This is a genomic window from Synechococcus sp. R6-7 (assembly GCF_047461695.1).
Lineage (GTDB): Bacteria > Cyanobacteriota > Cyanobacteriia > Thermostichales > Thermostichaceae > Thermostichus.
In genome coordinates this window covers 1-11,995 of the sequence record NZ_JANSHS010000412.1, presented here as the reverse complement: position 1 = coordinate 11,995, position 11,995 = coordinate 1, and the positions used below count along the sequence as shown (strand labels likewise).

Here is an 11,995-nt window from a genome sequence, read left to right as displayed (position 1 = left end):
GGGGTGATCCGTTTGCCTTGGGCTCGCTCCCGCATGAACTGGTCGGTTTTGGAGCTGGTGCGGTTGTAGACGGCAACCGGGAAGCCATTGCGCTCGACGTTGAGGGCCAGGTTTTCCCCCATCACCGCTAGGCCAATCACCGCAAAGCTGGGCTTGCTCATGGTTGGGGCACTATCGACACCTCACCCAATCTAGAGGCCAATCTGACCGACGGGGCTCAGGGATCCTGTTTTCTTCACCTTTGCCGGCCCTGATTCAAGGGCAGCCCAAACTCTCACGGGTGGTTACGCCGGTTATCGGGTGGGATCCCTCAGCTCGCTCACACAACTGCCGCTTTGCCGCCCGATCCACATAGGCTTCGCTGAAATCGGCGCCGGCAATCTGCGCTCCTTGCCAAACCGCCCGTGCGGCAATGGCTCCCGTGAGCTTGGCCCCTCTGAGATCGGCTCCTGCCAAATTGGCTAGATCCAAAAGGCTATTGCTCAAATCGGCACCGGATAGGTTGGCCCCCGCCAGATTGGCCTTGGTGAATGCCGCCCCCGAAAGGTTGGCCCCGTGCAGATCGGCGCCCTGCAGGTTGGCGCTGACAAAGCTGCTGCCCCGCCAATCTTGGCCGGATAGATCTTGACCTTGCAGATCGGCGTTGTTGAAGTTGAGACGGGCTTGGCTGCCCGCTATGGAGCCCCAGAGGAGCCAAAGCAGCAGAGTGGCCGCCAGCAGCATGCCCAGCTTCCCGAAGTCGCGCCAGCAAGTCGAGGCGTTGGATTTTGGGGCCATCGAGGATCCCTAGATTCTCTACCCCCATTCTTGCCGATTTTCCCCTTGCCCACTGAGAACTGGGATCATTGCGTTGCAGCAGAGACAGCCGTTATCCGCCGTAGGTTACATTCCGCTCGGTGGTGCGAAATTGCAGGACTGTCAAGCCCACCACAATGAGAAACAGGACGATGGATTGCGCGGCAGCCCTGCCCAAATTTCCAGAAGACACTCCGATTTTGTAGATCTCGTAGATCAACACCGAGGTGGATCCGGAAGGGCCCCCAGCAGTCAGCAAGTCAATGGTGCCAAAGATATCGAAAAACGCATAGGTCATGTTGGTAATCACCAAAAAGAAGGTGATGGGAGAAAGCAGCGGTAGGGTGATGGCAAAAAAGCGACGCACTGCCCCGGCTCCATCAATGGCAGCCGCTTCCAGCAGATCCTTGGGCAGGTTTTGCAGGCCGGCAAGGTAAAACAAAATGTTGTAGCCCATCTGCTTCCAAACGCTAGCAAAGATCACCACCCAAGGGGCCAAGTTGGGATCGCTGAGCCAGTTTAAACGGGGGATCCCCACCAGGCCCAGCAAATGGTTGGCCACCCCTCCCAAGGGGTTGAACATGATAAAGAAGATGATCCCGGCCACCGCTGGAGAAATGGCGTAGGGCCAGATCAGCAACACCCGATAAATCGCCGCCCCTCGAATCGGCTGGTAGGCCAGCGTGGCAATCAACAGGGATCCGCTCAACCCCAGCACCACGATGGCCGCCGAAATGGCAAAGGTAATCCCCAGGCTGCGCAGATAGGTGGAATCCGTCAGCAAAGCGGTAAAGTTATCCACACAGACGAAGCGGCTGCGCGGCGCCCCCACAAACGTGAGCAGGGTGGAAAGGCGGAAGGTATCCAGCCCTGGGTAGTAGAGAAACACCACCAAGATCGTGAAGGTGGGCAACAAGAGCAGCCACGCCAGCCACCACTGCTTAAAGATGCCCCTCTCCTGAACAGCTGGGCCGGGGATCCCCAGGCGGCGCTCCTGCTCCTTCTGCGTCCACGCCAACAGCGGCCAGAGGGGAATGGCCATGCCCGCCAGCACCAGCCCCACGCCAAAGGCCATGTCGATGGCCTTGCGCTCCGGCTCAAAAGTGCAAAAATCCAGGGGCGCCATAAAAATCAGGGATCCCAGCCCTCCTGCTAGGCCCCCCAGCACTGCCCCCACCGGCACAGGCCACTCGATGCGTCGAAAACGGAGCCCCATCCAGAGGGATCCCAGCAACCCCGCCAACAGCGGCACCAACACTTGGACGAATCCCAACATGCCTCTCACCTCGGCTTTGCTCTTCACAAGAGCCTCGTCAAAACCCAAAAAGGGGCAGGCTGCCGCCCACCCCCATCCCTCAATAACACCCCTGGCCCATCGACACTGGGGCTACTGGTAAAGGGAGTTGTACTCGGCCAGAAGGCGGTTGGCCTCCTGGTTGGCCTTGGCCATAGCCTGGGCTGGATCCCCGCCTTTAAGCATCAGATCTTCCATGGTTTGGGTCACCACGTTGCGAATTTCGGGGAAAGCCCCCAGCAGCGCCCCCCGAGTGGCAGGGGTCACCTTGGAATTGTTGATTTGGTCGCTGGCGGTGAAGAAGTTGGGGTTTTCCTTGAACCAGCCCTTCGACTCCAGTAAAGCTACCGAGCTTTTCCGAATGGGCAAGTAGCCGGTCACTTGGTGCCACTCGGCAGCATTTTCGGTGTTGTTCAGCCACAACATGAAGGTCAGCGCCCCCTCTTCCACCGCCTTGGGCAGATCCTTCACCAGCCAGAGGCTGGCTCCCCCGATCAAGTTCCCCGTCCAACCCTTGTCGGCGTTGTAGGGCATGCGGGTGGTGACCAGCTCGATGTTGTTCTGCTTGGCGGCATTGGTGATGTTGGCGGCATCGGCGCTGCTGGTGATGGCCATGGCGACGGTACCGGTCTGGATGGCCTGCTCGGTGGCTGCCCAATCCCGCTGCTTGCCGCTGTAGATGTAGTAGCCTTTGTCATACATCCCTTTCCACCAGGTGGCGATGGCAATTGACGGCTCCGAGTCCAAAAAGACCTGGGTGGCACGGGCGGCACGGCCATTGTCGTTGTTGGCCAAGAGGGCATTCTGCTGGGCCATCCACTGCTCGTAGAACCAGCCGTGATTGGGCCAGGTCACACAGCCCTGGGGAGCGTCGGGGAGGGCCATGATCTTTTGACAAGCAGCCTCCAGCTCTTGCCAGGTGGCCGGCGGCTTTTCGATCCCAGCCTTCTTCAAGATGGCCGTGTTGGAGTAGAGAATGGGGCTGGAGCTGTTCCAGGGCATGGACGTAAATTTGCCATCCAGGGTGTAGTAGCTCACCACCGGCTCGATAAAATCGTCGAAATTCACTGGGATCCCGTTCACTTCGGTGCGATTGCCCAGAGCCTCGGCAATGGACTTGAAGTAACCAAAATCCCGTGCCCGCTGGGTGCCCACCTCAAACCACTGCACCACCGAAGGAGCAGCATTTTGTTGAATGGCCAGGTCGGTGGCTTGCTGAATTTCTTCGTAGTTGCCGTAGCCTTCGACCGTAACTTTGTATTGAGGAAATTGTTTGTTGAACTCTGCCGCTTTTTCGCGGGCCCAATCCAGGCGGTTGTCGGTAAAGGCAATCCAAACTTTGACTTCGGCAGGAGACTGAGCAAAGCTGTCGGCAGCCAGAAGAGCAGCAGCAGACGCAGCCACCAGGCCAGCCGCAACAGCCAGGAAAGTACGACGGGTGTTCATAGAAAAATGCAGTCGCATTCGCTAAAGGCACCTCTGAGATTACAGCACCGACATTAAGAGCAGGTTATGTCTGGCGGGATCCCCTCGGGAGGTGAACCCTCAGGCCGAAGTCAGAGTCAGATGAGGTGAGCACCTAGCCTGGGTCATGATTGGCAATTTCTCAAGGGGTCTCGAAAAATGAGAATGAAAATGAAAACCGCAAGCTTTTGCCTGTTATTGGTTACTGCCCTCCTGATGGCGCTTGCTCCCTTTGCGCAGGCTCGCCCCCGTCAACGCACTCGCACAGCCACCACGCCAACGGCTGGATCCCTGACCCCGAGCGGTGAGCGCACCTTCACTCACTCCGGCACCTACACTGGCACCGGGCCAAGTGGCAGATCGGGTAGTGGCACCTATTCCGGCCAGGGATCCCGGCAATTCATTCCCGGTCAGGGGGTGGAAGGAGACTATTCCGGCCAAGTCACTACCCAACAAGGTCAGACCTGGAACCTGAACCATCAGCACACCACTACTCACACACATGAGGGTTGGCAACGGCAGGGCAGCACCACCCTGCAAAACGCCGAGGGCAAGACGGTGGGCAGCAGCTCGAGCCTTATCGAGGGCCAAGCGGGGCAAGGCTGGCAGCACAGCGGCCAATTCAACAATGCTCGCGGCCAAACCTACACCACCGAGTCGAGCAGCACACCGACCGGGCCAGGACACTGGCAGCGGGAAACTCGCGTCTTCAATGCCCAAGGGGATCTGCTCGGTGGCTCTGATACCGATGTGCAGTACCGATTTGTACCAGGGCAAGGCTGGGTGAAAACAGTAGAAGGCAAGACTCTAAAGGGTCAACCCATCCGCCGCACCACCACGATCGGCCCCAATCCGTGAAGGATTTGCAGGGATCCCCTCCTCAGCTTGGCTTGGCATGCCGCCGCAGCGCCTGGATCCCCGCGGCCAGGGCAAAGAGCGCGATCAGCAGCAAGGTACTTAGGGCCGCCGCTTGCTGGGTATAGCCCCCTTGTTGCAAGCCAAAGATGAGCCACCCAAAGGTCTCCGAGCGGGAGGTCACCAAGAGGGCGGAGAGGGTCAGCTCGGCAAAAGATTGCAGAAATACCAGCAACACTGCCGCCGTCAGGGCTGGCGCCAGCAGCGGCACCAAGATGTGGCGAAAGGTTTGCAGCAGGGAGGCCCCGTCAATACTGGCTGCCTCCTCAAGGCTGGTATCCAAGCTGCGCCACGCCGCTTGCAGGGGCTGCAGTGCCAGGGCCGAGAACCGCCCCAGGTAGGCCATCAGGATCAGCCATAGGGTGCCGTAGAGGCTCAGCCCCGGCAGGGGAGGAGGCAACCACACCAAGATGAGAGACAAAGCAAAAATCAGGCCCGGCAGGGCATAGGGCAAGTCCACGATGAAGCTGAGCAGGGCCAACAGCGGCACCTTCAAGCGGGTCAGGGCATAGCCCAAGATCGTCCCTATCCCGCTGCAGAGCAGTGCCGCTCCTCCCGCCAAGCCCAAACTGTGCAGCGTGGCGCGGCGGGCCCGCTCCAGATCAAAAAGAACCATGCGGAAATGCTCCAGGGTTAGGTTAGACCAGGTCAGGGGCAGGCCATAGGCCCGCAGCAGGGCAGTCGCAGCCATGGCCAGCAAGGGCCCAAGAACGACCAGCAGAGCTGCGGCGAAAAGGATCCCGCTGAGCAGCCAACCCAGCCAGCCCAGGCGATAGGGATCCGGAGGCGCCTCGCCGGGATCCAACCCCTCCTGACTCCGCTGGGGCCAGCTCAAGAAGAAGAGGGCCGGCAAGCCAAAGAGCAACGCCAGCGCCGCACTGCGCCCAAACCCATCGCCGCTGAAGTTGATCACCTCCTGGTACAGCAGAGTGGGCAAGGTCAGGTAGCGCCCCGGGATCCCCAGCAAGGCCGGGATCCCGAAATTGCCCCAGGCCCCCAGGAACGCCAGTGCTGCTGCTGCCGCCACAGAGGGCCGTAACAGAGGCAGCGTGACGTAGAGCCAAACCTGCAGCAGGTTTGCCCCATCCAGTTGGGCCGCCTCCTGAGCCTGCTTGGAGAGCCGGCTCAGGCCCGCCACCAGCGTCAGATAGGCAATCGGCAGCACAAAAAGAGCCAGCAACAGGATGATCCCCGCCGGTGTGTAGAGGCTCCACAGGGATCCCTGCTTTCCCAAAATCCAGCGCAGCCCCTGCTGCAGATAGCCCACCGGCCCAGCCCACTGGATCCAGGCCAAGGCCAAAACCTGGGGCGGAATCACCAGAGGAGACAAAAAGAGCAGCCGTAGGATCCCGCGGCCCGGCAGATCCGTCTGGGTGGTGAGCACCGCCAGCAGCAGAGCGGCCCCAAGAGCCAGCGCCGCTGAGGCCGCGGACACCCAAAGGCTATGGCGTAGCGCCAGATGGACGCGAGGCGTTTCCAGCAACCAGCGGATGTTCTCACCTTCGCCGCCCAAGGCCCGCTGCAGCAGCCTCCAGAGGGGATAGACGTGGGTCAGAGTCACAAGGGCGGCTACAGCCACCAGCCAGGGGATAATGGGGTGCCTCAACCCTTTGCTCAAGTCCTTCCACCGCAAGACTTGGCCAGCGTCTGGCCAGCTTGATGTCAACCTATTCCCCAAACAACTTGGCAAAGCGAGCCTTGTCGGCCTCGCGGCTCTCGGCCAACTCCGTCGCCGGCACGCTTAAGATCTTCAGCTCGCTCAAGGCGGGGAACCCTTTCGGAGGTGTGACATCCTGCCGCAGTGGCATATAGCCCATCCCTGCAGCAACCTCCTGCCCCTTCTGAGACAGCAAGAAGTCCACAAAAGCCTGGGCAGCTTCCAGGTTGGGCGTTCCTTTTACAATTCCCACCGGCTCTGTAATCAATGGCACACCCTCCTTGGGATAGACCACCTCCACTGGGGATCCCTCGTTGCGGCTGCGAATGGCGAGAAAGTCCACCACCATGCCGTAGCTTTGTTCGCCACTGGCGACGTTGCGAGCCACAGCGCCATTGCCTTGCACCAGCACTGCCTTGTTCTTTTTCAGGGCTTCGTACCACTCCCAGCCCAAGCCGGGGGTGCGGGTGATAACCCCCAAGTTGTAGGCGGCGGCGCCCGAATAGGTAGGGCTGGGCATCACCAGTTGGCCTTCAGGAACCTGGGCCAGGGCTGCCCAGCTATCGATGGGCTGGGCTTTGGCCGTGTTGTAAACGATCACCGTGGCCAAGATCTTGGTGCCGAAGTAGTGGCAGTCTGGGTCGTAGTAGGTGGCAGCGATGGCTTTGGCCTCAGGGCTGCAGTAGGACTCCAGCAAATTGCGGGCTTTCAGCAGCTCAAAGGTGGGCGCATCGGCCACCAACAACACATCTGCCTGGGGGCTGCCCTTTTCTGCTTCTAAAAGAAAGCGGCTGATCACCTCCTCGGTGCCGGAGCGAAAGATCTCCACCGAAACCTCTGGATAAACTTCCCGAAATGCAGCAACAGTTTTCTGAGCATCTGCATCGGGTTGGGAGGTGTACAAACGCAACGTCCCGGAAGGCTTAGCCCAGGCTGAGCTCAAGGATCCCCACGCAAAAGGCTGGGCAAAAGCCACGCTGCAAAGCACCGCCAACAAAGATAGAGGACGCACGGTGATTCTCCTAACCATTCCAAAATCGGTTTTTGCATTTACTCTCACTTTACTGCCGATCTGGCACAAATGAGAGCATTGCCCAAATTCACCGGAGAATAAGCCTGTATTGCAGCTTTTCAGACAACATCTATCACAGCCACTATAAGTCACAACCACATGGATATGGATAGAAGCACCCCCTGCGTAGCAGGGATCCCACTTCGCTCACAAAACTCGCAGGAAGCCGGGGGAAGCTTTGGCTTCGGGGTTCCCAGGTTTCCCCCTATTTTAGGAGTTGAATACAGCTCAGAATACCTCAATAAAATCATCCAAAAGTTATTTTCTAGTTATTTTGAGATTAAGTTCTGATTAAGAAAAATTACCGGCCAGATTGTGAGAGGAAAAAGCACAGCTTGGTTCAACCAGCTATGCTTTTTGGAACCACATACCCTGTACTTTGGCTATAGGGATCCGAAAGCGTCTTCCTTATCTAGCTCCTCCTAGAGAAGCTTAACCAAGGCAACCAGCTTCCGACTCCACCCGCCGGCTTGCCGTCGTATCCGGCACCCCCGTCGACAACCGGTAACGCCTTCCACGGTAGTACCACCCCAGCCGCGATACGCCACGGTCAGACCAAAAGCTCACAAGACTCCTCCTGCTTTGCTCCTTCTCCACCCCCCTCGCAGACACTTTTCGCCCCGAACTCAACCGTTGCCTTGGGGCTAGGTTGGGCCCCGAAAGGCCTACAGCAGGCGAGTTTTGAGGTTTATTTTGAGGTTTAGTTTAAGGCCTGCCCAGTGTTGGGAAGCGGGCGGACGGAATCGAACCGACAACAGCAGTTTGGAAGACTGCGGTTTTACCATTAAACTACGCCCGCACGGGCATTCAGCGATGCTGAATATCTATGGTAGCATCTCTCGGCGGTGCCCCTTCCCACTCAGAGTTTGGAGAAAAATCCATCTCCATCAGCGGGACAGACTTCTCCGGTAGGCTGGGCTTACTTGCTCTGGAGATCTTTCTGGCGTTTCCTTTGCCATTGGCGAAACTCTTTCTCGTAGCGTTCACCCTCCGTTTGGTAGGCGTTCCAGCCCTTGAGGGCAACGGTCAAGCCCCACCCCATGAGTATAAACAGCGACCAAGATAGCCCTCCACCGGAGAGCCAGTCTAAGCCCAGCAAAAAGCTGTTGACAATTCCATAGCGGCCCAGCAGTTGGTAAAACTGCCGACGGCGGTAGCGCTGAAATTCTCGGTGTTGGCTATTCAGCTCTTGCCAAGCCTTCCATTCCTGCTCGGCCAAGTCCAGCTCTTGGGGGGAGATCCCCAGTTCGGCAGCCATCTCCTGCAGTTGGGAGCGGGTGAACTCGCCCAGGCGTGGCTGGCGGGCAATGGCCCGCTGGAGGATCTGCTGCACGTCCTCTTGGCTGTACCGGGATCCCGACATTTGGCTGACTTACATATAACTTCGTAAACTTTATATCTCTTAGTTTGGGCTAGCTGGATCTTGCGCCTTATGAAGCTCCCTCCGCCGCGGGATCCCAACCGTTAGACTAAACCTAGACTGCGAGCCTCCTTCTCTGGGGTTAAGTGTCCCTGTACTGCCTGTGATCTGTGCTTGCCAGTAGGGTTATGGCCTCCACCCGCTCTAGATCTTACCTTCGCCAGAGTCGTACCTCCCTATTGAGCGATCTGCTGCAGGCTTTGCCGCACCTGCGCCCACAACTGTATTTCAAATCCTCTTTGGTTGCCCTCAGCCACGCCATTGAGGATCAGGTGCTGCAAGGGCAGGGATCCCCGTGGGTATTCGCTAACTTTCAAAAGGAGCGCTACTACCGCCAGGAGGCACGGCGCTACCAGCGCATCAGCGCAATGGCCCAAGACGTGTTTGTGTTGGCGACCCCAGAAAAGGATTTTGCTCAGACAGACCTGCCCTACCACACCATTCCCTTGGATCCAGAGGATCCCTTGGTGCAGGAGTGGCACTTGATCGTCATCGATGCCCACTATGCCACCTGCCTCGTGTGTCGAGAACGCTTGCAGATGCAGCGGGAGCGTCCTTGGCAAAGCAGCGATATGGATGCAGCTCGCCAATTTGATGGGATCTGGTCATTTGATCGTCAGATTACAGTCCAAGCGGCTTTGGCCCTGTTGCCCAAGATCCTCAGTTACCGACCGGATCTGGAACCTCGCCTTGAGCCCCTTCGCCAGTACCTCAAGGGATCCCCGCAAAACTCCGCCAGCCAACTGAATCCAGGCCCCTTTACCGAGCGGCTGATCACCTATCTCCAGGCAGGGCAATACAAGCTGCAGCGGGCCTACCGCACCATTCGGGCGCAAGAGCGCAAAGAGCATCTGATCAACCGCATCAGCAGTGCCATTCGCCAGTCTTTGGATCCCGGCGAGATTTTGGCAATTGCTGTGCAGGAGCTGGGGCAGGTGGCAGAGGTGGGGCGATGTTTGATCTACCGTTACGATGGCCAGGCCCCTGCTGTTCAGATTGAGCAGGAGTACCGCACCCTAACGATGGGCAGCCTTAAGGGATCCCTGTGGCCTCTTCCCAGCAACCCTTTTTTGCGGGAGGCAGTAGCCTCGGCACAAGCGGTGTGCTGCGAGGATACCCAAAAGGATCCCCGCCTGCAGCGAGTGCCGGAGCTGTGGCAGCCGGCCCAAATTCGGGCTTGGGTGGCCATGCCGATTCTCTATCAAGGGCGGTTGCTGGGCCTATTGGAGCTACACCACGAACACCCTCACCGCTGGCAGCCGGCCACTCTGGAGTTGGCAGAAGCCATTGCCAACCAAGTGGGGGTAGCCCTCTTGCAGGCAGAAGCCTATCAGCACCTAGAAGAGCTCAATCGCCAGTTGGCAGCTCTGGATCAGGCCAAATCAGAGCTGATTGCCGTGACCGGACACGAGCTGCGCACCCCGCTGTCCACCATTCAGGTGTGTTTGGAGTCTTTGGCTAGCGACCCCGACATGCCCCTGGAGATGCGCCAGGAAATGTTGAACACAGCCCTGCAAGATGCCGATCGGCTGCGGGAGTTGGTGCAGGACTTTCTCACCCTCTCCAAGCTGGAAAGTGGTCGCGTTCGCTGGCATATCGAGCCGTTGTCTGCTCAAGAATGTGTGGAGCTGGCCCTGAGCAATGTCAAAGCGCGACGGCGGCACGAAGACTTGCCCACCATCGAGCAGGTGCTGCCCAAACGGCTGCCAATGGTTAGGGCGGATGGGGAGTGGCTGGTGGAGGTGTTGCGTAAGCTGCTGGACAATGCCTGCAAATTTACCCCTTCCACCGGACGGATCTGGATTCGGGCAGAAGTGGAGCCACCAGCCGGTGGATCGACGGGGGCGATGGTGAAGTTCACTGTTGCCGACACCGGGCGCGGCATTGAGCCAGACCGGTTGCAAGCCATCTTCGAGCGGTTTTATCAAGCAGAGGGATCCCTGCGGCGCTCGGTGGGTGGGACGGGCTTGGGGCTAGCCATTTGCCGACTGATCATTGAGGCCATGGGGGGGCGCATCTGGGCAGAATCGGGGGGGATCAATCAGGGCAGTGCCTTCCACTTCACCCTGCCGATAGCGCACCCACACACCCAAGGACAGCCCTCGATCGCTGCTTGAGACTCGAAAGGTGAAGGACCACCGGCCCACTTTGCCTCTGGGATCCACCTGGCAAATTCCAGCTCGAATATCAAATCCCACAAATGGCAATAAAGCTGTTCCCCAGCCCCCCTCTTCTTTGGCAGAAGGGCTGAGAGTGGTCGCGTCAGCGGCGCGGAGCGCTTGGGGAACGAGGTACCTATTGGGCGCGCCTCAAACGGGCTTGGAATGATCCGACAAACTCAGGCAGCGCTCCCGAATGGCTTGTAAGTTCAGGGCCAAATCTTGGCAAATGCGGCGCTCCACCAGACCGACAGGCATTCTGCGGGGAGGCTTGACCTGCAGGTGGTAGGTGAGCAAGGTTTGATGGGCCGACCAATCGGCCAGATCCCAAAACCCCTCGAAGATAAGAAAATCCCCTTGTGTTTTTTGGAAGCGAAGCTGCTGAGGAAAGATCTCCTCAATAGCCAGCGCCACCGCAGCAGAAAATTGGGCAAATAAAACCTTTTGGGATCCCACTTGACGTACCAGTGTGCGGCCATTCTCACGGCCAATGACGCGACTTTCCACCAAGTTGGGAATAAACTCCGCCAGATGGTCGTAGTCGGTCAAAACCTGCCAGACCTGCTGCCGCTCCACCGGAATCAGGACGCGACCTCGCACTTGGCGGCGGCGCTCCCCCAAATCCTCCACCTCCACCTGGATGTCTGAGGACTCCGTCCCGCTGACGCCAGCAGGAATGGGGATCCCATCTTCTGGGGTGGGGTCTTGGGGATCCCATTCAGGGTCAGAAGGCATGGCAAGAACTTCAGTCGCGTAGGTGCTGTAGAGCAGTGCGGAAACCGGAGAGGGAATCGATTTTTGACCAGACCGTTGTCCACCGGCTCCAACAGGCTGGCCTTGTGAGTTATCTATTGTATCAAAGGGCTGTGTAGCAGATAGCGAGACCCTAGGGGAAGAGCGCCTTGAACCAGCCGACGATCACCTGCCAAACCTGTTCTAGAAGGGCAAAGGGATCCCGCAACTCCTGCAGCACCTGCCGCGGGCCAATTCTAAAGACCACGTACAACACGGCCAAGATGATTACAATCCCCACCGTTGTCCAGATGGCCTCTCGAACCACCCGCACCCAAAAAACCAGCATAAAAATGGCGATGGCTACAGCGGCAACCAGCGGCAATGTGTCCAGTACCATCGGATCCCACCTCGTTTGGCTCAGATGTTTCAGATTTAACTCCACTGTAGCCAGCTTGAAGTAAACTACCCGACCCTGACTGCTTCG

Annotated in this window: 11 protein-coding genes and 1 tRNA gene; 2 read left to right on the top strand and 10 right to left on the bottom strand. The window is 58.4% G+C overall.

What is annotated here, in order from left to right; translation table 11 throughout:
* From NW815_RS11830 to NW815_RS11815, 4 genes are all read right to left on the bottom strand, one after another.
* Positions 1–161: NAD(P)-binding domain-containing protein (locus NW815_RS11830; RefSeq protein WP_414416049.1), on the bottom strand; the 161-nt coding region annotated here is incomplete at its 3' end.
* 94 nt (positions 162–255) lie between these two features.
* Positions 256–777 (bottom strand): pentapeptide repeat-containing protein, encoded by a 522-nt coding sequence (locus tag NW815_RS11825; RefSeq protein ID WP_414329417.1) that lies wholly within the window; start codon positions 775–777, stop codon positions 256–258.
* Positions 778–868: 91 nt separating this feature from the next.
* Complete coding sequence (locus NW815_RS11820) at positions 869–2,071, bottom strand: carbohydrate ABC transporter permease (protein ID WP_414416048.1); 1,203 nt, start codon at positions 2,069–2,071, stop codon at positions 869–871.
* A gap of 111 nt (positions 2,072–2,182) precedes the next feature.
* Positions 2,183–3,535: an ABC transporter substrate-binding protein gene (locus NW815_RS11815; protein ID WP_414387754.1), complete on the bottom strand. Its 1,353-nt coding sequence runs from the start codon at positions 3,533–3,535 to the stop codon at positions 2,183–2,185.
* Between the two features lie 234 nt (positions 3,536–3,769).
* On the opposite strand from NW815_RS11815, the gene NW815_RS11810 reads away from it, so the two are divergent.
* The gene (locus NW815_RS11810) at positions 3,770–4,411 is read left to right on the top strand and encodes a hypothetical protein (RefSeq protein WP_414387755.1); all 642 of its coding nucleotides are present in this window, start codon (positions 3,770–3,772) and stop codon (positions 4,409–4,411) included.
* 22 nt (positions 4,412–4,433) lie between these two features.
* Here NW815_RS11810 and NW815_RS11805 read toward each other — a convergent pair whose 3' ends face one another.
* The 4 genes from NW815_RS11805 to NW815_RS11790 form a co-directional block, all read right to left on the bottom strand.
* A complete protein-coding gene (locus NW815_RS11805) occupies positions 4,434–6,074 on the bottom strand; it encodes an ABC transporter permease (RefSeq protein WP_414342291.1) in 1,641 nt (546 codons plus the stop codon).
* 61 nt (positions 6,075–6,135) lie between these two features.
* On the bottom strand, positions 6,136–7,137 hold the full coding sequence (locus NW815_RS11800) for an ABC transporter substrate-binding protein (protein ID WP_414357554.1): 1,002 nt from the start codon (positions 7,135–7,137) through the stop codon (positions 6,136–6,138).
* Between the two features lie 788 nt (positions 7,138–7,925).
* Positions 7,926–7,996, bottom strand: a tRNA-Gly gene (locus NW815_RS11795).
* Between the two features lie 120 nt (positions 7,997–8,116).
* Positions 8,117–8,560, bottom strand: coding sequence for a 2TM domain-containing protein (locus NW815_RS11790; protein WP_011434035.1), 444 nt, complete (start codon positions 8,558–8,560; stop codon positions 8,117–8,119).
* Between the two features lie 236 nt (positions 8,561–8,796).
* On the opposite strand from NW815_RS11790, the gene NW815_RS11785 reads away from it, so the two are divergent.
* On the top strand, positions 8,797–10,734 hold the full coding sequence (locus tag NW815_RS11785; protein WP_414416047.1) for a DICT sensory domain-containing protein: 1,938 nt from the start codon (positions 8,797–8,799) through the stop codon (positions 10,732–10,734).
* A 192-nt stretch (positions 10,735–10,926) separates the two neighbouring features.
* Here NW815_RS11785 and NW815_RS11780 read toward each other — a convergent pair whose 3' ends face one another.
* Complete coding sequence (locus NW815_RS11780) at positions 10,927–11,511, bottom strand: SRPBCC family protein (protein ID WP_414416046.1); 585 nt, start codon at positions 11,509–11,511, stop codon at positions 10,927–10,929.
* A 151-nt stretch (positions 11,512–11,662) separates the two neighbouring features.
* Entirely contained in the window at positions 11,663–11,908 is a 246-nt protein-coding gene (locus tag NW815_RS11775; RefSeq protein ID WP_414416045.1) for a hypothetical protein, read from the bottom strand.
* Between the last annotated feature and the right edge of the window lie 87 nt (positions 11,909–11,995).